Origin of the sequence: Sporolactobacillus putidus (assembly GCF_014647035.1) — a bacterium.
Lineage (GTDB): Bacteria > Bacillota > Bacilli > Bacillales > Sporolactobacillaceae > Sporolactobacillus > Sporolactobacillus putidus.
Map to the genome: position 1 here is coordinate 15,923 of NZ_BMOK01000004.1, position 22,614 is coordinate 38,536.

At 47.5% G+C, this 22,614-nt stretch carries 20 protein-coding genes, 1 tRNA gene and 1 riboswitch; of the genes, 15 read left to right on the forward strand and 6 right to left on the reverse strand.

Annotated features, from left to right (window positions below; translation table 11 throughout):
* Window positions 1-17 precede the first annotated feature (17 nt).
* Window positions 18-350 carry a DUF4183 domain-containing protein gene (locus tag IEX81_RS05730; RefSeq protein ID WP_188802125.1) on the reverse strand — a complete coding sequence of 111 codons (333 nt, stop codon included), beginning with the start codon at window positions 348-350 and terminating at the stop codon, window positions 18-20.
* Between the two features lie 227 nt (window positions 351-577).
* On the opposite strand from IEX81_RS05730, the gene IEX81_RS05735 reads away from it, so the two are divergent.
* From IEX81_RS05735 to IEX81_RS05745, 3 genes are all read left to right on the forward strand, one after another.
* Entirely contained in the window at window positions 578-952 is a 375-nt protein-coding gene (locus IEX81_RS05735; RefSeq protein WP_188802126.1) for a DUF4183 domain-containing protein, read from the forward strand.
* Between the two features lie 434 nt (window positions 953-1,386).
* Window positions 1,387-1,623 (forward strand): hypothetical protein, encoded by a 237-nt coding sequence (locus tag IEX81_RS05740; protein WP_188802127.1) that lies wholly within the window; start codon window positions 1,387-1,389, stop codon window positions 1,621-1,623.
* A 141-nt stretch (window positions 1,624-1,764) separates the two neighbouring features.
* The gene (locus IEX81_RS05745) at window positions 1,765-2,790 is read left to right on the forward strand and encodes an NAD(P)-dependent oxidoreductase (protein ID WP_188802128.1); all 1,026 of its coding nucleotides are present in this window, start codon (window positions 1,765-1,767) and stop codon (window positions 2,788-2,790) included.
* Between the two features lie 119 nt (window positions 2,791-2,909).
* Here the strand turns inward: IEX81_RS05745 and IEX81_RS05750 are convergent, their stop codons facing one another.
* Window positions 2,910-3,662, reverse strand: a complete 753-nt coding sequence (locus IEX81_RS05750; protein WP_188802129.1) for an SDR family NAD(P)-dependent oxidoreductase — start codon at window positions 3,660-3,662, stop codon at window positions 2,910-2,912.
* A gap of 515 nt (window positions 3,663-4,177) precedes the next feature.
* On the opposite strand from IEX81_RS05750, the gene IEX81_RS05755 reads away from it, so the two are divergent.
* From IEX81_RS05755 to deoC, 4 genes are all read left to right on the forward strand, one after another.
* Window positions 4,178-5,131, forward strand: coding sequence for a ketopantoate reductase family protein (locus tag IEX81_RS05755; protein ID WP_188802130.1), 954 nt, complete (start codon window positions 4,178-4,180; stop codon window positions 5,129-5,131).
* Between the two features lie 339 nt (window positions 5,132-5,470).
* On the forward strand, window positions 5,471-6,664 hold the full coding sequence (locus tag IEX81_RS05760; RefSeq protein ID WP_188802131.1) for a phosphopentomutase: 1,194 nt from the start codon (window positions 5,471-5,473) through the stop codon (window positions 6,662-6,664).
* A gap of 18 nt (window positions 6,665-6,682) precedes the next feature.
* Window positions 6,683-7,984 carry a pyrimidine-nucleoside phosphorylase gene (locus tag IEX81_RS05765; protein WP_188802132.1) on the forward strand — a complete coding sequence of 434 codons (1,302 nt, stop codon included), beginning with the start codon at window positions 6,683-6,685 and terminating at the stop codon, window positions 7,982-7,984.
* A gap of 25 nt (window positions 7,985-8,009) precedes the next feature.
* Window positions 8,010-8,663, forward strand: coding sequence for a deoxyribose-phosphate aldolase (gene deoC / locus IEX81_RS05770; protein WP_188802133.1), 654 nt, complete (start codon window positions 8,010-8,012; stop codon window positions 8,661-8,663).
* Window positions 8,664-8,970: 307 nt separating this feature from the next.
* Here the strand turns inward: deoC and IEX81_RS05775 are convergent, their stop codons facing one another.
* A complete protein-coding gene (locus IEX81_RS05775) occupies window positions 8,971-9,750 on the reverse strand; it encodes a DeoR/GlpR family DNA-binding transcription regulator (RefSeq protein WP_188802134.1) in 780 nt (259 codons plus the stop codon).
* 153 nt (window positions 9,751-9,903) lie between these two features.
* Between IEX81_RS05775 and IEX81_RS05780 the strand changes: the two genes are divergently transcribed.
* The 8 genes from IEX81_RS05780 to IEX81_RS05815 all read left to right on the forward strand — a co-directional run bounded on the left by IEX81_RS05780 (window position 9,904) and on the right by IEX81_RS05815 (window position 17,144).
* Window positions 9,904-10,992 (forward strand): ABC transporter substrate-binding protein, encoded by a 1,089-nt coding sequence (locus tag IEX81_RS05780; protein WP_188802135.1) that lies wholly within the window; start codon window positions 9,904-9,906, stop codon window positions 10,990-10,992.
* The gene (locus IEX81_RS05785; protein WP_188802136.1) at window positions 10,979-11,803 is read left to right on the forward strand and encodes an alkaline phosphatase family protein; all 825 of its coding nucleotides are present in this window, start codon (window positions 10,979-10,981) and stop codon (window positions 11,801-11,803) included. The genes IEX81_RS05780 and IEX81_RS05785 overlap by 14 nt, the downstream gene beginning before the upstream one ends.
* A 29-nt stretch (window positions 11,804-11,832) precedes the next feature.
* The gene (locus tag IEX81_RS05790; protein WP_229727494.1) at window positions 11,833-12,681 is read left to right on the forward strand and encodes an ABC transporter permease; all 849 of its coding nucleotides are present in this window, start codon (window positions 11,833-11,835) and stop codon (window positions 12,679-12,681) included.
* On the forward strand, window positions 12,678-13,532 hold the full coding sequence (locus tag IEX81_RS05795; RefSeq protein WP_188802137.1) for an ABC transporter permease: 855 nt from the start codon (window positions 12,678-12,680) through the stop codon (window positions 13,530-13,532). The genes IEX81_RS05790 and IEX81_RS05795 overlap by 4 nt, the downstream gene beginning before the upstream one ends.
* Window positions 13,513-14,526 (forward strand): ABC transporter ATP-binding protein, encoded by a 1,014-nt coding sequence (locus IEX81_RS05800; protein WP_188802138.1) that lies wholly within the window; start codon window positions 13,513-13,515, stop codon window positions 14,524-14,526. The genes IEX81_RS05795 and IEX81_RS05800 overlap by 20 nt, the downstream gene beginning before the upstream one ends.
* Before the next feature lie 31 nt (window positions 14,527-14,557).
* On the forward strand, window positions 14,558-15,391 hold the full coding sequence (gene hisJ / locus IEX81_RS05805; RefSeq protein ID WP_188802139.1) for a histidinol-phosphatase HisJ: 834 nt from the start codon (window positions 14,558-14,560) through the stop codon (window positions 15,389-15,391).
* A gap of 147 nt (window positions 15,392-15,538) precedes the next feature.
* A tRNA-Glu gene (locus IEX81_RS05810) sits at window positions 15,539-15,610 on the forward strand.
* Window positions 15,611-15,947: 337 nt separating this feature from the next.
* Window positions 15,948-17,144, forward strand: a complete 1,197-nt coding sequence (locus IEX81_RS05815) for an NAD(P)/FAD-dependent oxidoreductase (RefSeq protein WP_188802140.1) — start codon at window positions 15,948-15,950, stop codon at window positions 17,142-17,144.
* Window positions 17,145-17,399: 255 nt separating this feature from the next.
* On the opposite strand, the gene IEX81_RS05820 is transcribed toward IEX81_RS05815, so the two are convergent.
* From IEX81_RS05820 to IEX81_RS05830, 3 genes are all read right to left on the reverse strand, one after another.
* Window positions 17,400-18,707, reverse strand: a complete 1,308-nt coding sequence (locus IEX81_RS05820) for an O-acetylhomoserine aminocarboxypropyltransferase/cysteine synthase family protein (RefSeq protein WP_188802141.1) — start codon at window positions 18,705-18,707, stop codon at window positions 17,400-17,402.
* A gap of 137 nt (window positions 18,708-18,844) precedes the next feature.
* Window positions 18,845-18,947, reverse strand: a riboswitch (SAM riboswitch).
* A gap of 183 nt (window positions 18,948-19,130) precedes the next feature.
* Window positions 19,131-20,591 carry an ArnT family glycosyltransferase gene (locus IEX81_RS05825; protein ID WP_188802142.1) on the reverse strand — a complete coding sequence of 487 codons (1,461 nt, stop codon included), beginning with the start codon at window positions 20,589-20,591 and terminating at the stop codon, window positions 19,131-19,133.
* 525 nt (window positions 20,592-21,116) lie between these two features.
* Window positions 21,117-22,613: an aldehyde dehydrogenase family protein gene (locus tag IEX81_RS05830; protein ID WP_188802143.1), complete on the reverse strand. Its 1,497-nt coding sequence runs from the start codon at window positions 22,611-22,613 to the stop codon at window positions 21,117-21,119.
* Window position 22,614 lies beyond the last annotated feature (1 nt).

Sequence of the window (22,614 nt, forward strand, 5' to 3'; positions counted from 1 at the left end):
TTTCGCTGATGCTTACCCTAAACCACGATCATTTGTAAAATAATTGGAACTCCGGCTGGAGGAAGGTCTTCTGTAATGAAAAAAAGGCTGCCCTCCTTTACTTTGTAACTGACTTTTGGTTGCAGAATTCCATTAACAAAGAGATTATTAAAGGAAGTTTTACTGGGATCTAAAATTTTTTGGTTCCCATATCCTTTTAAAGCGTCATTGTTTGAATATTCTCTCTTTAACCCATCCGAGATAGTATAGAACTCAAAACATTTAACCGGAGCAGGAATAAAAGTTCGGATCTCAGTGCTAAAAACTGCAGGATAATTCAAGTAAGGTTTAGGAATATCTTTTTTTTTCATTACTAATCCCCCGAAAATTATTATTTATATTATTCGATATGCTCTTTACACGTGAAAAAACCGTTAGAAAAGTTTAATGATCCCTGTCCTTATAGTCATTCGTTTATACACATTTATCATCTTTTACATAAAATGCTATTAGTGTTATAAAAAACTTCAGCATCAAAAAATCATGAAAAATCCTTTTGATAAGCTAAGTTTGTTAAAAAAAGAAGGAGGAATACTGTATGCCATTAAAGATAATCAAGTTATTTCCGGCTGAAACAGCAATTTCCGTTGTGCCAACAATAAGCAGGTTTTTTTATGAAACAAAAGAAAATACGGCAGGAGGAGCGACTTTACAAATCGATGTATCTGAATTTTTGGATGATACAGGCGAGGATGCTGCCGAGTTCCCGAAGTTAAACCTAAATAACAGCTATTTTAACGTATTTATAAATGGAGTATTACAAATGGAGGACAATTTCGCTTATACATCAGGAGGAAAGGGTATCGGTAATTTAATGATTATTGTCCCGGAAGGCTCTGAAATTCCGCCAGATATCTCAATTATTTTGGAAGTGATCAATTACGATCCTTTATTAAAAACTGAGAAAGAATAGAAAAAGAATTTTCATCAAATCTTTCCAGTTATATAAAGTTTAAATATAGTTTTTGTCTTTTGTTATCGCTATGTGCGGAGCAGCTTTGTCCTATGTTTCTCTAGCCTTTGGCGGCATAAATTCTGAAATCACAGCCGTTTTTCCCCTTCCAAATGCCAGAAAAAGACCAAAGTTGTGGTTCACAGTTGATAACCTTTAACCAATTATGCGAGCGGATTCCTAGAACATAAAAGGATCCGCTCTTCTTTTTCAAGACTACCCCCTCTGAACCAAGCCGCATTAAAATACCGAGCTTCAAGTGAATAGTCTCACGTCTAATCATTCCGCAAGACCCCAGCTGAGTTATGGCACCGAGGACTGCTGCCTCGAGTTTTCTCAACCGGCGTTCTGAATAAAGTTCATTTTCCTGCTAAACAAAAGGAGTGCTTCTACAATTGGGTTTTCAGGTGTTGAAATATGGGTATAGGTATACCAATAAGATTCTTAAAGCGGGGGTTACAGGCGGGCGGCAGATTGGTATTCACAAAAAAATCATTTTTTGGGTGCTCAGGTCGATTGTAGTTCATTTGAAGCGATGGTATAATCTTAACGTGAAAAAAGATTTCATGATATTTTTCTCTGGCAAGGGGAAACTAGGAATGGTTGAAGGCGAATCGGTGGCAAGGCATTGAAATTCAGCGCTTCTGCTTTTCTTGTGAAAGCAATCACGAAATTTATTTTTTCACAGATTTTCACGGATGAGATAAGCGGGTTGGCAGCCTGATGGTCAGAAACATCAGGCGAAGAATAAATTTTTAGGAGGATGTTTCAGCATGGCTTTTAAAATCATTGCGTATGGCGTTGAACCTTATGAGGAACACTTGTATGGCGAACTGAACAAGTATGGTTATGAACTGACTTTGGTCAATGATCTGCTGACGGCAGACAACGGTGATCTGGCGAAAGGTTTCGATGGTGTGCTTCTGTTCGTCAACTGTCTGGCTGATCGTGCAAATCTGGAAAAGTTTAATGAATTCGGCATCAAATACGTGTTCACGCGTACGGCCGGTTTCAATCACATCGATCTGCAGGCTGCCTCGGACTTCGGCATGAAAGTTGCCCGCGTACCTGCTTATTCACCGAATGCGATCGCGGAACTCGCTGTTTCACTCGGTACGTCTCTGTCGCGCCACACGGTTTATACTACAGGCAGAACGGCAACCTTGAATTTTCAGGTTACGGAAACGATGTTCAGCCATGAAATTCGCAAGAGCACAGTCGGCATTGTCGGCACAGGCCACATCGGCTGTGTGGAAGCTGAACTTTACAAAGGTCTCGGCGCCAAGCTTCTCGGCTATGATATTTTCCAGAGTGAATTCGCCAAGAAACTGGTTGAATTCAAGGAACTGGATGAATTGCTTGCTGAATCCGATATTGTCAGCCTGCACCTCCCTTACTTCCCCGGCAAGAACGAAAACTTTGTCGGTGAAGAGTTTATCAGCAAAATGAAGGACGGAGCGATCCTTATCAACACTGCCCGCGGTGAACTGGTTGATGAAGCTGCTGTCATTAAGGCTATAAAGAGCGGCAAGCTCGACGGCTTCGGTGCAGACGTGCTCACCGATGAAGCACGCTTCTTCGGCAAGGATTTCTCAGACGGCAGTGCATTCCCTGACGCAACGATCAAGGAACTTGTTGAACTTTATCCGAAGGTACTGATCACGCCTCACGTTGCGGCGATGACAGACGAAGCGGTTTCCAACATGATTTCAACAAGCTTCGATAACTTCAATACAGCTATTAATGGCGAAGATTTGGGCAGAGCAGAAGTTCAGCTGCCTGAACCGGCTGTAAAATAAATCATTTGTTTGATTCAAAACGAAAAGCAGTCTTGCTTGTTCAATCAGGCAGGGCTGCTTTTTGTTTGTTCTTTATATTAATGGTTAGGAGACTTGATTTTGTGCCGGATAAAATGACATCATACCGCTGTATATCCGCCATCAGTAATAAGAATGGATCCCGCTACAAAAGAAGCATCGTCGCTCGCAAGAAAGAGAACGGCTTTGGCGACTTCTTCAGGCTTGCCCAATCGGCCCATCGGGTGCAGGGCAGTCAGCTGTTTTTTTGCTTCCCCTTCGGTCTCACTGGCGATCAGCGGTGTATCAATATAGCCGGGTCCGACCGCATTGACACGTATTCCTTCCCGTGCATAAGTTGCACCCAATGTCTGTGTCAGCAATTTGACGCCGCCTTTGGATGATGTATAGGCGGTCCAGCCTTCTCGTCCTGCAAGGCTGTGGATAGACCCAGTGTTAACCACCACTCCGCCTGTTCCTTGTTTTCTCATTTGTGTTATTGCGTATTTGTCGGACAGAAAAACACCATTCAGATTGATATCGATCGTTTTTTTCCACTTGTCATAACTCAGTTCGTGAATACTCTTGCTGCCGTCAACAGCGATTCCGGCGTTAGCGAACATAATGTCCAATTTTCCATACTTCCTGACTGTATTATCGACCAGATTTTTCACTTGATCCTCATCGGTTACATCGGTCTTAATAAAAAAAGTATCAAATCCATCCGCATTCAATTCGTCGGACAGTTCTTTGCCTCGCTCTGAAAAATCAGCGATGACCACCTTCGCCCCTTCGTTCACGAAAGCACGAACTGTTGCAGCACCGATACCGCCCGCACCGCCTGTTACGATTGCGACTTTGTCTTTAAATCTCACGCCACTCACTCTCCAATTTAATTGCTATATTGATAGAACGTTTCGTTTAGGATACTCTTTATGAAAACGCCTTCACAAATATAATGTATAACTTGTTCACATTTTCGTCAAATTTTACGCTTTAATTTATTCACATCCATTTTATTGTCGAAACAGCGTAGATTTTATTCAATATTCATCAATATTCATAATATTTTATTGACATTAAGAAACGAATCATGTAAGATAACTACACTTGTCAAAATCTTTTGCTTTTGATAGAGAGGATCTTTATGATGTTCCGTGCCTGGAGAAGCGAAGTATTGGTCATTATTTTGATTAGTTAGGACTCGGCAGACGTTGACCGGATCAATGTTTGTCTGAGTCCTGTTCGTTTCGGTACGGGACTTGAGAGAAAGCCCCATTCAGAATCATCTGGATGGGGCTTTTACTTCAAGAGGGAAGCGGCGACTTTTGGCTTCTATGCTAATTTGGTTTCACAAAACACATATAAAACAAAGAGGAGACGAAAAAGGATGAAAATCGTAGTCATTGGCGCAGGAGCAATGGGACTGAGGTATGGCGTTCTGCTGCAGGAAGTAGGGAACGACGTACAGTTTGTTGACACTTGGGAACCGAACGTTGCGGCGATTCGGAAAAATCATGGCGTGGAGGTCACCCGCGACGGGGAAAATCCGCACCTGGTGGAAATTAATGTTTGTTATCCGGAGGAGTACCATGATGAACCGGAACTTGTTATTTTCTTCATCAAAGACATGCATACGGTTGAAATTATGGAGCGCTGCAAACACTTTATCGGTAAGAACACCTATGTTCTGACCAATCAGAACGGGTACGGGGGAGCGGAAGACATCGCCAAGTTTGTTGACAGGAAGAAAATCATTGCCGGCACAGCGATGATTGCGACTGTTATGAGAGGCCCGGGGAAAGTGGATTTTATTGGAAAACGCGGCGCTGGGCATGTCCACATTGTTAAAGTGGAAGGGGAGCCTGATCCGTTTATCTATAAAGTAGCCGAAGAAATGGAAAAAGCGCTGATGCACCCGACCGTTTGTACGGATTATATGGGGACGGTGTGGACCAAACTCGTATTCAACTCCGTTGTCAACACGCTGTGTACTTTAATGAATATCCGGATGGGCGAGTTTGCTGCTTATAAGAATGCGAAAGAACTGTCCAGGAAGCTGATCTATGAAGCCTATGACGCCTTTGATGCAGAAGGAATTAAGATGGAGGTCGGCCGTGATGAACTGGTCGAACAGATCATGTACGTATCTGAAGTTTCCAACCCGCTCCATTACCCGTCCATGCATCAGGACATGACGACGAACCGGCCGACAGAAGTGGACTATATTAACGGGGCGATCGTCCGCCTGGCTGAGAAACATGGATTACAGGCTCCTTACCATTCCATGCTTGTTGATCTGGTACACCTCAAGGAAGCTTCAAGGCAGTACGAACAAAACTAAAATAGATGCATTCCGTTCAAGAATCTCCGGGACACTTCATGGCCAGGACAAATACCGTCCATGAAATCCCGGAGTTTTTTTTGCGGCTTTTTCCGATGTCTTGAATGCCCTCACGTAGAGTAGGAGGGCCTTCACGTCCGAATATGGTAAAATAACATTGGATCACGCCTTTTACACTGAAGATGCAGCAGAAAATCGATCGGATCTATATTTGTTCTGCAAATTAGAAAGTATAAAAAGATTAGCGGAATTTAGTATGAGAAAAACTAAGAGGCTCAGCCGGCATCTGAGACTTGGCTTCGCCAAGTTTTTCTTTATTATTAAACAGGAGGATGGGGCATGACAGAAAAATTCAAGCGAATTCACATCATCGTGTTGGATTCGGTAGGCATCGGCGAAGCGTCCGATGCTGCAAAATACGGCGATGAAGGATGCGACACGCTCGGGCATACCGCGGAGGCGATGGGCGGGCTGCGCGTGCCGAACCTGGAGAAGTTGGGACTTTCAAACATCCGGCCGGAAAAACCGCTTGAGGGGGTGCAGATTCAGGAGCACCCGGCGGCCTATTATACAAAAATGCACGAGATGTCTGCCGGAAAAGACAGCATGGACGGACACTGGGAAATGATGGGCTTGCCGGTTATGACCCCCCTGCGCACCTTCCCAAATGGATTTCCCGACGAACTGATCGGAAAGATCGAATCGTACAGCGGACGGAAAGTGCTCTGGAACAAGCCAGCGAGCGGGACGGAAATCATCAAAAAGTTCGGCGAGCGGCAGATGAAAACCGGGGAACTGATTGTGTACACATCGGGCGACTCGGTCCTGCAGATCGCCGCACATGAGCAGGTCATTCCTCTCAAAGAACTCTATGCTATTTGCGAATACAGCCGCAAGCTGACGATCGCCGAGCCTTATCATCTTGGGCGTGTCATCGCGCGGCCGTATATTGGCGACCGTGCCGGCAATTTTGAACGGACGGCCAATCGCCGCGACCTGACGCTGGAGCCGCCGGAAGAAACGGTCATGGACCGTCTGGTTAACGCAGGTTTTGCTTCGCTTGCGATCGGGAAGATCAATGATATTTTCAGCGGACACGGCATTTCGGAAGGCTGGCATACGGTCAGCAACGACGACGGCATGGAAAAATTCATTCAGGTGCTTGAACGTGATTTTCATGGGCTTTCCTTTACCAATCTGGTTGATTTTGATGCGAAATACGGGCACCGGCGCGAACCGGTGCTTTTCGGCCGGGCACTCGAAGCCTTTGACCGCCAGCTGGGACTGGCGCTGCAAAAACTCGGTACAGAGGATCTTCTGATGATTACGGCTGATCATGGGAATGATCCCGGGTTCCGGGGAACGGACCATACGCGTGAATATGTCCCGCTGCTCGTGTATTCTCCGAGATTTCCGGAAGGCCGCTCTTTACCGGTTCGGCAAACATTCGCCGATATCGGCGCCACGACCGCGGCTAATTTCGGTATCGCGATGCCAAAGACGGGGACAAGTTTTCTAACCGCATTAACCTGAGAACGGAGGGTGAGCCTTATGAGAATGGTTGACATTATAGCGAAAAAACGGGACGGCGGTGCGCTTTCTCCTGAGGAAATCCGCTTTTTCATCGACGGCTATGTGCAGGGTGCTATTCCCGACTATCAGGCGAGCGCTCTGGCGATGGCCATCTATTTCCGCGATATGACCGATGCCGAGATTGCCGAGCTGACCCGAGCCATGGTGGCTTCGGGCGAGACGGTCGATCTGTCTGCCATCCGCGGAATAAAAGTGGATAAGCATTCAACAGGCGGTGTTGGCGACACGACAACACTCGTGCTCGCGCCGCTTGTCGCATCGCTCGGTGTTCCGGTCGCCAAAATGTCCGGACGCGGGCTTGGATTTACGGGCGGGACACTCGACAAGCTGGAGTCGATCGCCGGATTCCAGGTAGAACAGACGACCGAACGGTTTATCGATCTTGTCAACCGGGACAAGATCGCGGTCATCGGGCAGAGCAGCGACCTCGTACCCGCCGATAAAAAGTTATATGCTCTGCGTGATGTCACCGGTTCGGTCGAATCCATTCCTCTGATTGCGAGTTCAATCATGAGCAAGAAAATTGCCGCCGGGGCGGACGCTATCGTATTGGAGGTCACCACCGGCCGCGGTGCGTTTATGAAAAATGAAAAAGATGCCATGCGCCTGGCGGAAACGATGGTGCGGATCGGGAAACGTGTCGGCAGAGAAACACAGGCGGTGATCACGGATATGTCGCAGCCGCTTGGCCGGGCGATCGGCAACGCGCTTGAAGTCAGGGAAGCGATTGATACGCTGAAAGGGCAGGGTCCGGATGATCTGAGGGCGCTTGTGCTGGCCCTCGGCAGCCGGATGGTGCTGCTTGCGAAAAAAGCGGAGACTCTGGAAGAGGCGCATCGGCAGCTGGTGAACGCGCTCGACAGCGGCGGCGCGTTTGACAAGTTCAAGCAGTTTATTGCCAATCAAGGCGGCGATCCGAGTGTGGCCGACCATCCTGAAAAACTGCCGCAGGCTAAATTTCAAATGGAGCTGACGGCAAAAAATTCAGGCGTTGTCTCGGAGATGGCCGCGGACGAAATCGGACTTGCCGCCATGCTGCTTGGGGCGGGCCGGGCGACGAAAGAAGAGCGCATCGATTTTGCGGCAGGCATCGTTCTGCATAAAAAAGTAGGCGATCCGGTTGCTTCCGGAGAATCGCTGGCAACGATTCATTCTGACCGGGAAAAGATTAACGACGTGATCGACAAACTCTACAGGACTATTAAAATATCGGATCATGCCGAGCGTCCAAAGCTGATTCGCAGAATCATTACCGAATAGATAAAAGGAAAGAGGAAGGACAACGATGACAAATCTGGCAAAATATATTGATCATACGGCACTTAAGGCAGATACAACAAAGGCGGATATTTTGAAACTGACGGATGAAGCAAAGAAATTCGGATTCGCTTCCGTCTGCGTCAACCCATGCTGGGTAACGCTCGCTGCCGGGCAGCTTAAAGGTTCAGACGTAAAAGTATGCACAGTGATTGGGTTCCCGCTTGGTGCAGAAACTTCCGAAACGAAAGCGTTTGAGACGCGTGATGCGATTGAAAAGGGTGCGGAAGAAGTGGACATGGTCATCAACGTCGGTGCATTGAAAGGCGGAAATACGGATGCTTTGGAAAAAGACATCCGCGCTGTTGTTCAGGCGGCGGAAGGAAGGGCACTTGTCAAGGTGATCATTGAAGCCTGTCTCCTGACAGATGAAGAAAAAATACTGGCCTGCAGGCTAGCGGTCCATGCGGGTGCAGACTACGTAAAAACATCGACTGGTTTTTCGACCGGCGGTGCGACTCCGGAAGACGTTGCGCTGATGCGGGAAACTGTCGGCGAAGGAATCGGCGTCAAAGCGGCCGGCGGCATTCACTCAAAAGCGGAGGCTGAAGCGATGATTGCTGCAGGCGCGACGAGAATCGGCGCTAGCTCGGGCGTAAAAATTGTCTCTGAAGCGGAATAATCAGGAAGCAATCAACATGAAAGACAGGATACAAAAAAAGAACGGGGCGCTTCCGTTCTTTTTTCGTTGTTCAAGAAAGTACAAAATCTCGATTGTGGCTAACTGTCCGTTAATCGACCTGAAGAACGCTCAGGGGGCCCGAACCTGAATATTGATCAATCTTCAGAGCATTATATCGCCCGTCCTGAGAAAAAATCGCCCTTCACGGAAATATATTGGCCATGGCATTCCAAATCAAGAAAAGATCCCTTAGTGAATAAAATCTGCCGCCGCTGAATAGTAAAATTTATTTTACGGCACCGCAGCATTATGCTTTGATCCAGGTAATCTGATTTTGCTGGCATAGCTTACCCCATTTGCCGTCCGGTTCGGCATCACAGATGATATTGTCAAAACAGTCCAGTTTATTGATGGTATAAAAGGCCTGCCTGTCCAGTTTTGTGTGATCGGCCAGTACGAAATTCTCGTCGGCAATGGACATCATGATTTTTGAAATATTGATTTCCTCAATATCATAATCGCTGACGCTTTGTTCTGAAATTCCCCCGCACGACAGATACGCTTTGTTCACCTTAAATGGAGCCAGCATCTCAGCCGTCAGACTGCCTTTAATCGAGTGCTGAGCCGTATTGACGACACCTCCGAGCACAATGATCTTTCCGGAAAAATATTTTTGTTCCAGACGTCTTGTCAGAAGTGCCGCACCCGCCAGTGAATTGGTAAGAATCGTGATATTCGCGACGCCCTCAATGCCAGCGCATAGTTCCAGTGTCGTCGTGCCTGTGTCAATCACGATTGTGTCGCCTTTTTTAATGGTCTCAGCAGCTTTTTTTCCAATTTTTTGTTTTTCCTTCTTTTCCATGCGCCTTTTTTTATCGAATATGGGTTCCAGTAAGTTGCCCGTGAAAGGGACCGCTCCTCCGTGAGTGCGTGTCAGTAGTTGTTTTTTTTCCATATCGGATAAGTCCCGTCTGATCGTCTCGGGTGTCACTTCGAGAAATTCAGCGAGCCGGACGACATAGACTTTCCCGTTATTTCTTAATTCGAATAGAATTTTGTCACGTCTTTGTTCTGATGTTTGATTCATCATCATGAACCCCTTCCATTAACATCCGTGAAATGATTGTCCACTGATTTACAACATCTTAATGTTCGTTTATTTGTCTGTTTACAATTTATATGTATCATTTATATTGTCAAACCAACAAAACAAATATAAAACAAAAAAGGGAGAACGACAATGAAAATGAATCGTTTTGTCGCAATCATTCTGACCGGTATTATGATCCTCGGCGTTTTATCAGCCTGCGGATCAGGCAGCAGCGCTTCCGGATCAAGTAATCAATCGATTTCCGAAATTACGAAAGCCGCTAAGAAAGAAGGAGCGGTAACCAGCGTCGGCATGCCGGATTCCTGGGCCGACTGGGCAGATACCTGGAAAGGCATCACGAGTGAATACGGCATGAAACATACGGATACGGATATGTCGAGTGCTGAAGAGCTGGCCAAGTTCCAGGCTGGGAAGTCCAGCGGCTCTGCGGATATCGGTGACGTCGGACTGAACTTTGCGAGTCTGGCAAAACAGAAAGGCCTGACCGCTCCATATAAAACGTCTTACTGGAACAGCATACCAAGCTGGGCAAAAGATAAAGACGGTTACTACGCAGTCAGCTACACCGGGTCGATTGCTTTCATGACGGATACAAAAAATGTGAAAAATCCGCCGAAGACATGGGCAGATCTGCTGAACGGAAATTATAAAATTTCCATTGGCGACGTGACCAAAGCCGCTATGTCGCAGATGATTGTTCTGGCAGCCGCTGAAGCAAACGGAGGCAATCCGGGCAATATCCAGCCGGGGCTTGATTTCTTTAAGAAAATTGCACAGCAGGGCCGGCTTTCAATGACCGATGCGTCGATTCCGAACCTGGAAAAGGGAGAGATCGATGTCGCGATTATCTGGGATTTCCTCGGCCTCGGCTATCGTGATCAGATTGATAAGAACCGTTTTGCTGTATCGATTCCTACAGACAAATCGCTGATGTTCGGTTATTCGACTGTGATCAACAAAAACGCGGCTCATCCGAACGCGGCGAAACTAGCCCGCGAATACATTCTGTCGGACAAAGGGCAAATCAATCTGGCCAAGGGCTATGCACGCCCGATTCGCAGCGATGTGAAAATACCGGCAAACATCAAGGCGAAGCTTCTTCCAGAATCGGAATACAAAAACGTCGTTCCTTTAAAGGATATCAGCGTTTGGGATAAAACGGCGCAAACACTCCCGCAGCTCTGGCAGCAAGAGGTACTGGCAAATGCCAAGCAGTAAGCTTGTGATGATTACACTGGACGGCTGCCGCTATGATACGGCAGTAGAGGAACTGGGCTATCTTGAGCATCTGACGGAAAAAGGGCTTGCCGCGCGCTATCCGGTTATGTCCGAGCTGCCGAGCAACTCGCGTCCGCTTTATGAAGTGCTTCTGACGGGGACGTCTCCGTGTGAAAACGGCATTGTAACGAATTTAAGCGTCAGGCTGTCAGAAAAAGAGAGTATCTTTCATTTGGCCCGCGGCCGCGGATTGACGACAGCTGCCGCCGCCTATCACTGGGTCAGCGAACTGTACAACCGCGCGCCGTTCGTTTTTCATGAAGACCGCGTGCAGAACGATGAACGGAAAGCGATCCAGCACGGCATGTTTTATTTTGAAGATCAGTATCCGGATTCCCACCTGTTTCTCGACGCTCATTATCTGCTTAAAACTTATCAGCCGGATTTTCTCTATGTTCATTCAATGAATATCGACGATACCGGGCACAAATTCACATCGGATTCAAAAGAATACCGGCAAAGTGTCGATAAAGCGGATCTGATTCTTGCAGAAATACTGCCGGTCTGGGTGAAAGCCGGGTACCAGATTGTCGTGACTGCCGATCACGGGATGGATGAATACGGCCACCATGGCGGCACACGGGAAGGCGTCCGGCGCGTGCCCCTGTATACGATCTCCGATCAGGTGGAGGCCAGGGTGAATGACGAGGATGTGCCGCAGCTGATGATTGCGCCGCTTATTTGCCGGCTGCTTGGGATTGCGCCTTCGGTCGATATGAAGCCGCTGGAATTCCCTGGGTTGCGCGAATGAAAAGAATGAAAAAGCAAGGAAGTGTTGAATTGAACAAAAAAATACAAAGGCAGGCAGGTGCTTGCCTTTTTCCATTTATTGCTGTCTTGCTGATGTTTCTTGTGGTGCCGCTCGTGATCATGATTCGGGCAAGTTTTGCCGATGCGGACGATACGGGATGGACCGTCCAAAACTATCTGACGATCATGACGCAGCCATTTTATTATGAAGCCTTTAAGAACAGTTTTCTTATTTCTCTCGCTTCAAGCCTTGCCGGCATCATTCTTGCGATGTTGGTGGCTCAGGCACTTGTGCGGTCGAAACAGAGGGTTCAGGACCGGATGATGCTGTTTATCAACATGACGGCCAACTTTGCCGGCGTGCCGCTGGCGTTCGCCTTCATTATTCTTGTCGGGAATGCCGGCATACTGACCCTGATGCTCTCAAAAATCGGCATTCCATTATTAAACGGATTCAACTTATACTCTTGGCAGGGTCTCGCGGTGACTTATGTCTATTTTCAGGTTCCGCTCGGCGTCCTGTTTCTCTACCCCGCTTTCAGAGGCATTGATAAGAGATGGAAGGAAGCCGCTTTACTATTGGGGGCGGGACCGGCCGCTTTCTGGCTGCGTGTCGGGCTGCCCCATATCCTGCCGAGCGTGTTCGGCACGTTTATCATTCTTTTTGCCAACGCTATGGGGACTTATGAAACGGCCTATGCTCTGGTCGGAAGCAATATCAATCTTGTGACGACACGAATTGCAGCGCTTGTCTCCGGAGATATATTCGCTCAGCCGCAGCTCGGCAGCGCGATGGCTGTTTTGTTTGCGGTCATGATGATTGCTATTGTGATCATCGATGAGTACTTTTTGCGCCTCGTTCGGAGGGATATGAAATGAGGAAAAGTTTCTCGTCCAGCTTGATCCTGTCGCTTTTCGTTCTGCTCATGTGTGTGCCCTTTTTACTGACGTTTGTCTATTCAATTTCAACGGAATGGGGAAAATCGATTCTTCCGACTGGCTTGACCCTCCAGTGGTATGAACAGTTGTACGCAGATCCGCGCTTTATCCAGTCGGTCGTCCGCTCGTGCCTGTTAACATTCGGAACGCTGATTGCCGTGCTGATTATTGTCGTGCCGAGCATCGTCATGATCAGCATCTATCTTCCGAAAGCTGAAAAATTCATGAAACCGACGGTTCTGATGCCTTATGCGATTCCGGGCGTCGTGCTGGCCACGGGGCTTCTCAGAACCTATTCCGGCAGTCCTGTCCCGCTTACCGCCGTCCTGTCCGGGGGCATCTTTATTTATGCTCTGCCATTTATGTATCAGAGCATTCACAATAACTTAAGGGAAGTGGATGCGAAAACATTAATGGAGGCTTCGGAAATACTGGGCGCTTCAAAGCTGCAGGCGTTCGTCAGATTATTGCTCCCGAATATTAAAATCGGCATCATGGTCGGCAGCCTGCTGACTTTTTCAACCTTCCTTGGCGAGTTCCAGATCACCAATATGCTGCTTGGAGGCGATTTTGAAACCATCCGCATCTACATGCTCAGAGTGATGAAAATCAATGGGCACCTGTCCAGCGCGGTTGTCGTGACCTACTTTTTGCTTCTTCTTATGATCAGCGCCGTCATCGTGAAAGCCACTTCACGCAAAAGCTATAAATTAATGGCCGGTCAGGAAGAGACGACGCTGTCTATCTCGGAAATGAAAGGAAGTGCTTCAAATGAGCTACTTAACGATTAACGATCTTTCCTTGGCCCTTGGGGGCAGAAAGATACTGCATCATCTCAATCTGAACATCGAAAAAGGCGAACTGGTTACTCTGCTGGGTCCAAGCGGCTGCGGGAAATCCACACTTTTGAGGGCGATCACCGGTCTGATACCGGTGGAAAACGGTCGGATCGTGATCGATGGACACGATGTCACACGTGTCAGTCCGAAAAAACGCGAAATCGGTATGGTTTTTCAGTCCTATGCCCTGTTTCCGAATCTGTCGGTATTCGATAATGTCGCGTTTGGTTTGAAAATGAAAAAGCTTGGGAAATCGATGATTCAGGAGAAAGTCATCCGCTCCCTGGACATGATGGGCATGAAAGAGAAAGCGGATGCCTATCCGTATGAACTTTCCGGAGGACAGCAGCAGCGTGTGGCTTTGGCCCGTTCATTGGTTGTGGAGCCGAAAGTCATGCTGCTGGATGAACCGCTGAGCGCGCTGGATGCGCAGATCCGCCAGCAGCTCAGAACAGAACTGCGTGCGCTGCAGAAAAAGCTTGGCATGACGATGATTTTCGTCACCCACGATCAGGCGGAGGCCATGTATATATCCGACCGGATTTACGTGATGAATCAGGGCACCATCTCGCAATTCGGAGAACCGGAACAGTTGTACACCCATCCGGATAATGAATTTGTCGCCCGCTTTATCGGCAACTATAATGTTTTGTCCGGGAAACAGGTCCGATCGCTTTTGGGAGAAACGAACTTTGAAGCGGGGAACGGATCCTATGCCCTGCGTCCGGAAGCCGTTCGTACCGCGCCCGGAACAAAAAGTATTGAGATTAATGGAACAGTAACGGACGTCAATATTCTCGGCAATATCGTTCGCTATGCGGTCAAGGCGCAGGACGTCATCTTGTATGTGGAGCAGATTAACGATTCGCCGGATCATGCCGGTATCGGAGAGAATAAAACGCTTTTTGTTGACGGGGAAGACATGATCAGTCTTGGCAAGGCCTGATCATAAGGAAAAGAAACGTGGAGGACTGCATTTGAAGAGAGACGGACATACACATACAGAATTTTGCCCGCATGGATCCCGTGAGGATACGGAACGGTTTATTATCCGGGCGATTGAACAAGGTTTTACTGACTATTCCATTACGGAGCACCCGCCGCTGCCCCGTGAATTTACGCGCGGATGCACCGGAGCAAAGAGGGCCATTGAAACTGCGGGCATGCGAACCGGCGACATTGAAGCCTATTTTAAAAAAATGGATGATCTGAAGCAAAAGTACCGGTCGGAGATAAAAATCAAAATTGGTTTTGAAGTGGATTATTTGCCTGGTTTTGAAAGCTGGACAACAGATTTTCTCAATGAATACGGCGAGCGCATTGAGGACAGTGTGCTGTCGCTGCATTTTCTGCCCGGCAGAGGAGGCTGGCGCTCTATCGATTACAGCAGCGAGGATTATGAGGACGGCATTGTAGGCTTCTATGGAAGCTTTCATAAGGCGCAGTCCGTTTATCTGGACTATCTTCAGAAATCGGTTGAGGCAGATTTGGGGCCTTTTAAGCCACAACGGATCGGGCACATCACATTATGCCAGAAGTTCAGAAAACATTATATCAACGAAGAGACGGAATTTTCATCCGCGGGAAAAAAGAAGATCAGCCGATTGCTTGCCGCGATCCGCGACAAGGGATATGAACTGGACTTAAATACGGCAGGTCTTTACAAAAAGTACTGCGGAGAAACCTATCCAACGGAAGAGATCATCAGGGAAGCCCTGTCGATGCGGATCCGTTTTGTGTATGGATCCGATGCCCATCGTGCTGAAGACGTCGGAAGGGCCTATGACTGCTATCAGAAAAATATCAAGTGATCGGCTTGGTCATTTGATCCAAAAGAAAAGGACGAGCTTCAGCATCGGTTAATAAAATACTTGAAAGAACACTTTTTAATATGGTATAATATCAAACGTGCTGAACGAGCCATGTCGCGAAGAAATTCGCGATTAGGCATGTCCTATAGGGCGTTGGGCAAGTGGTTAAGCCAATGGATTCTCATTCCATGATCGCGGGTTCAATTCCCGTACGCCCTCCTAAATATTGCATCAGGATTTTTCATCAGTTTGCCGGAAAATTGTGTTGCGAATCATCATCTTTTTTATGCTTAAGGTCTCTTTGCGTGATAGAAAGATCATGTAAAGAGACCTTTTATCATATTAACAACGTTGATAACTATATGAAAGAAACCGCGACTTCAGCCGTTCAAATCGATCGAAAAGCAGTAAATTTTTTAATAAATCAGGTTGAAAGCGTTTCCAACGTAGGCTAAAATAGAGATGGATATAATGTGAACATTATGTGACAATCAAGTGTTTTTGATAAATAAATCGTCGATAATCACTTTTTCAACTGCGAAAGGGATGAACGGTTTTGAGAAAAAAAAGAATTGTCATTCTTGGGGCGGGCTACGGTGGCCTGAGGACTTTGAAAAAGCTTCAGGAATCGCATCCGAACGCTGATATTGTTATTATCAATAAAAACGATTACCACTGTGAAACGACATCATTGCACGAAGTGGCCGCAGGAACGACAAATGCGGAAAAAATCTGCTATCCGATTTCCTGCGTTATTGACAAAAAGCAGACGGTATTCGTCCAGGACACGGTGCTCCGGGTGGACCGGGAAGAAAAAAAAGTGATTCTGAAACAGCGAGGGCCTGTTGCTTACGATTTCTTACTGATCAGTCTTGGGTTCGAGTCTGAGACGTTCGGCATTCAGGGTATTGAAGATTATGCACTGGCGATCTCCGATATTCCTTCCGTTCAGAGAATCCGCCATCATATCGAAACACAATTTGCCAGGTGGGCTGAAGATCATAAAGATGAGCGGCTGACTATTGTTGTCGGCGGCGCGGGATTTACAAGCCTGGAGTTTCTCGGTGAGGTTACAGAACGCCTGCCGGAGCTGATCAGACGCTATGATGTAAACGGAAGCAAAGTGCGTGTTGTCTGTATAGAATCCACTGTACTGCCGATGTTTGACCGCAAACTGGCCGGCTATGGAACAAGCAGGCTCCGCGCCCGCGGTGTTGAATTTGTCCCGGGCCGTGTCAATCGGGTGCTACCGAATCATGTCTATTATAAAAGCGGCGAAGAGCTGCACGTGATTCATGCCGGAACATTTGTCTGGGGCGGCGGCGTCCGGGGAAGTTCCGTCATCGCGGCTTCCGGATTCGAACAGCAGCGGGGCAGGGTTCAGGTAAACGGCGATCTGACCGTTCCGGGTTACCCGGACATTCTGATCATCGGGGATTGTTCCGCAATTATTGATCCGGGCTGCGGCCGGCCTTATCCGACGACGGCGCAGATTGCCATGCAGCAGGCGGATTATGCGGCATACAATCTGAAGGCGCTGGTAGATGGGCGCGACCTTAAAGCATTTGTCTATAAATCAAAAGGAACCGTCTGCTCGCTTGGCGGGAATGACGCAGTGGGTCAGGTGATGGGTCGGAATCTCAGGGGTTATCCGGCTTTTTTCATGAAAAAAGTCATTGAAAATCGGTCGCTCGTCAAAATAGGCGGTGTGGAAACCATGCTGAGAAAGGGCCGCTTCGGCTTCAGCAAATAAAGGAGCATTAGAAAACTTGGCAAGGCAGGCCTTTGGCGCAGGCTGAGCCTTAGTTGCGGGGGCCAGGACGGCCTAATGCCGAACATGCCGCAGGACGCGGCGATCTGTTCGGTCGCTTACACTGATAATCCTTAAAAATTTTATTCTTTCCTATAGTGTAAAAAGAGAAAAATCCTCCGGCATCTGCCAAAGGATTTTTTTCTTTATGGTTTTAACTGATCCCCCATGATTTAGAACTGCTTTTTCTCTCTTTTATTACCGGCTGCCGACCGGAACGGGAATTTTGGCAAGCGCCTGATCGAGATCATAAATGATATCATCAATGCTTTCAACGCCAATCGATACACGGATCAGGTCGGGCGTTACACCGGCGACTGCCTGTTCTTCCGGAGTCAGTTCGGCGTGAGTCGTGCTGGCCGGATGAATAATCAATGATTTTGCATCGGCAACGTTGGCGAGCAGTGAGAACAACTTTACGTTATTGATTAATGTTTTTCCTGCTTCCAGCCCGCCCTTGACACCGAAAGTGAAGATGGAACCCGCACCTTTCGGCAGGTATTTCTTTGCCAGTTCGCGATAAGGGCTGCCTTCCAGTTCAGGGTAGTTCACCCATGTTACTTTCGGATGGTTGTTCAGGAATTCGGCTACCTTGCGCGCGTTCTGAACATGGCGTTCAACGCGAAGCGAGAGCGATTCGAGACCCTGAAGGAAGAGGAAGGCATTCTGAGGGGCAATGGTTGCACCGGTGTTGCGTAGCAGCTGGACGCGTGCTTTGGCCGCAAATGATGCCGGGGCCAGATCCGCGTAAACGAGTCCGCCGTAACTCTTGTCCGGTGTCGTGAAATCGGGGAACTTGCCGCTCGCGCGCCAGTCGAATTTGCCGCCGTCAACAATGATGCCGCCAATGGCTGTGCCGTGTCCGCCGATGAATTTTGTCGCCGAGTGAACAACGACATCTGCGCCATATTCAATCGGGCGGACCAGGTAAGGCGTGCCGAATGTATTGTCAATGATGAAAGGAATTTTGTTTTCATGGGCAATGTTGGCCACAGCTTCAATATCAAGAACATTGATTTTCGGGTTGCCAATCGTTTCACCGTAAAGGGCCTTCGTCTTGTCATCAATGGCTGCACGGAAGTTTTCCGGGTCGTCCGGATCGACAAATTTAACATCGATGCCGAGTTTCTTCAGTGTAACAGAAAAGAGTTCATAGGTTCCGCCGTAGAGTGTGCTGGCGGCGACAATATTATCGCCGCTATTGGCAACATTCAGAATAGCGTAGGTGATCGCTGCGAGTCCTGATGATGTGGCAAGACCTGCAACGCCGCCTTCTAGTTCGGCCACACGCTTTTCGAACACATCTTCCGTCGGATTCATGATCCGTGCGTAAACATTGCCCGGTTTTTTCAGCTGGAAAAAGTCCGCCGCTTCATCGGCATCTTTAAATACAAATGAAGTTGTCTGATAAATAGGAACCGCACGGGCTCCGGTCGTCGGATCGGGAACCTGTCCCGCATGTACCTGCAATGTTTCGAAACCATAGTGTCTTTGTTCATCAGCCATTTCGATCTCTCCCTATACCCTTAATTTTTTTAATTAAATAAAATCTTAGATTGGAAAGAGCTACAGATTGGAAAGAGCTGCACGTGAAAAGGCTGCTTTCCTGGAGAAAAAAGGAAAGCAGCCTTTAGCCGATTCTTTTCTTATCTGCCAGAATTTAATCTGCTGGAATTAACACCATACACACAAAGTGCTGGTTGTCGGGCTTCGCAGGGCCAGTCCCTCCGCCACTCTTGATAAGATTTATTTAATTGAGATAATTCTAGCGCCCTGGTTTCTGTTTGTCAACATTTAAATACAAGTATTTTGGTGTATTTAATAAAAATTAATAACGCCGCCAGCCTGGCACATGCTGAAACAGTCATCAGGAAACTCGGCAATTCCCGATGAGACCGGCACCTCCGTGTTTCGGGAATTGGGCGGACGTTAGAGCCTTTTATAGACGATAAAGCCCCATGGGTTGGAGACTAGGATTTTTAACCGATTGGCCTTCATAAATTTTTGCGTATAATATTTTTTTTGTACTAAAAGCAGGGCCTTGTCTTTCCGTAAAAATTCTTTGAAATTCCCGTTGCTCACATGCAGGTCACTCGTCAGTTCCGCGGCTAAAACCGCATTTTGCGGCCATATCTTTTTTCTATTGTAATAAAACAGGCTGTCTCCCTTAATTCCGTTCACTCCGCGCAGTTTCTGAATCAGCTCCAGCTGCACGTTGGGGGTGATATGGCTTAAGTCTCTGTGAATTTTCAATTCATACGAGGCTGAGACAAGCAGCACAGAGGCCAGAAGAACAATTTTCAGCATCAATTTTCCATTTCGCACAAGCCGGCTGGCGAGAATGCCAATAATGATGGACAGCGCGGGATAGACAGGAAGGATATACCACCTTATTTTTGTTTTGGCGAAACTGAAGAAGATCAAAGGAACAATAACCCACGAGATAATCCCGATCCAATAGGCCCTTTCTTCGGGTTTCAGCATTTTGATCGATTTAAACGAGAACTTTCGATTCAGAAAGACGAGCATCAACCCATAAAGGATGGCAAGCCAGTAAATGAAAAACTGGGAAATGATCCTGGCGTAGTAGAGCCTGCCCCCGACATGGCCTTCAATCGTCGTCGTGGATCTGGTAAGCAGATCGTAGGTAATCATCTCCTTGAAAAAAGTCAGGCCGTCGTATTGATAGCGGAAAGCCGCCCAAACCATGATCGGCGTGATCATACTCAAACCGAGCAGGAGCCAGTTTTTAAATGAAAACGATTTGTATTTACCTGAAAAGATCAGATAAAGTCCAATAATGACAACGATGTTAAATGAATGCCAGCTTTTTGTTAAAAAAGCGAGTGAAAACCCAAGTCCCGAAACATAGATCCATTTATTATTTTTCCCTGAAAGCAGCAAAGCCAGAATAGCTGCCGTAAAAAGAAAGACATAAAGGGAATCCGGGTCTCCGTTTCTTGCACTGTGGTTGGTTAAAAATTGAACGCATGTCGTGAGAACAAGTGCCGATATAACCGAGGCAAGTTTTCCGTGCCTTTTCAGCATGAAGACGGCCACCATAATGATCGTCAGGAGACCGCAGACAGCCGAGGCCAGCCGCAGTCCCAGCGCATTATATCCCGCAATTTTATAGCCGAGCACAATGCTCCAGAAACTGAGCGGGGGCTTCAGATTCCAGTAATCCGGGTTGTACATATATGTATTCACGAGATAATTGCCGCTCTGCAGCATTTCGTAGGCACTGACTCCGTGCCGGGACTCATCATAACTGATGAGCGGAAAATTGCCTAGATGATAGAACAGATTAAAAATGGCAACAGCTAAGAGAACCACCATCGTCAATAAATAGACAGCAGTAAGCTTATTAAATTTTAATACACGGTTCATGAATAACTCCCTTTTCTCGATTATTTCTTTTCCGAAGAGACAGCAAGTTGTTCTTATCCTATTATCGTGTAACTTAATACGGTTTCATACCGTACGGATGCCGAAGATATTTCTTATACAAATAAAAATAAAGGATTAGAGGTGTCTAGTATAAGAAAAACTAGGGCTCAGGCCGTCGTCAAAGACGTGGCTTCACCAAATTTTTCTTAAATCACACCGGTGGCACGCCGTTTCGATCTTACACGGAATCTGTATCTGCAAACAATTACTCATCTTCAGCATATTTATTAAGAACTGAAAATGCTGATTAAGCCCTGCCTGTGAAAAGTATTGATCGGGATCACAAACAAAAAAAACACGTATACTATTCGTATTTTAACGTTTTTATCGGGCCTCTCAATGGTGTTTCAAATATGAAAAAATTGTAAATGAGAAAAATCATGAAAAAAGAGGCAAGCGTCTCATGCTTGCCTCCTAAAGGATAAATGCCCTGCATTCCGGGCCTTTTAAATTGAAATGCTTGAATTAATACAATCCGTCTGCCGTTTCCTTTGTGCTAATGAAGATGTTCTTTGTCTGCGTATAAGCATCAAGAATGCTCTTGTAGGTTTCACGCCCGATACCGGATTTCTTGTAGCCGCCGAATGGCGCGCCCGCCGGCAGCTGGTTGTAAGTGTTGACCCACATGCGTCCGGTCCGCACGCCGCGAGCCACGCGAAGCGCCGTGTTGAGATTGCTGGTCCACACGGCGCCGCCAAGTCCGTATTCCGACTGATTGGCCAGTTTGATCGCTTCGTCCGCATCTTTAAACTTAATCACAGTTGCCACAGGTCCGAAGATTTCCTCCTGAGCAATGCGCATGTCGTTCGTCGCATCAGCGAGAATGGTTGGTGCCAGGAAAACGCCTTTTTCGAGGCCTTCGTTAGTCAGCTTGCAGCCGCCTGTTACCAGTTTAGCCCCTTCATCTTCACCAATCTTGACGTAGTCCAGAATCTTGTCCAGCTGGCGTTCATTGACCTGAGCGCCCATCTGAACGCCGTCTTCCCAAGGAAGACCGACTTTGACCTTTTCAAAGGCGGTTTTCAGGGCAGCGACGAATTTGTCGTAAATGCCTTCTTGAACGAACAGTCGGGAGCCCGCGCAGCAAACCTGTCCCTGGTTGAACAGGATGCCGAGCTGAGCGCCCTCGATCGCTCTTTCCCACGGAGCGTCGTCGAAGAAGATATTGGCCGATTTGCCTCCAAGTTCCAGAGTCGCCGGAATCAGCGCTTTTGCAGCAGCGTCGGCGACTTCATAGCCGACTTGGGTTGAACCGGTGAAGGCGAGTTTTGCAAAACCCGGATGGTGAAGCATGTAGTCGCCGGAATCAGAGCCTCTTCCGGTCACAACGTTAACGACACCGGCCGGAAGAACCTGGTCGAGCAGTTTGGCCAGTTCCAGAAGGCTCAGCGATGTCGATGAAGAAGGATGAATGACGACCGTGTTGCCTGCGGCGATAGCCGGTGCAATTTTCCATGCGGCCATCAGCAGAGGGAAGTTCCACGGAACGATCTGGCCGACTACGCCGATCGGTTCTTTCAGATTAATGGTCAGCGTATTTTCATCAAGCGCCTTTGCCGTACCCTCTTCGGAACGGATCACACCGGCAAAATAGCGAAAATGGTCGGAACTTGCGGGAACGTCTACATTTTTCGTTTCTCTCAAAGGTTTACCGTTGTCCAGAGTTTCGACAAGAGCCAGACGGTCGGCATTGGCGTCAATCAGATCTGCTATTTTCAGTAATATTGCGCTTTTTTCCTGAACGCCTACGTCTTTCCAGGATTCAAACGCTTTTGTCGCTGCTTCTACGGCAGCGTCCACATCTTCATGGCTGGCATTAACGAATTCTGCGAGTTTTTCCCCATTGCTAGGATTATAGCTTGCCAGTTTCCGGTTGCCTGAACCGTCAACCCATTTTCCGCCAATGTAAAGTTTATATGCGGAGTCAACCGTTTGGTTCAATACAGATTCTGGTACACTCATG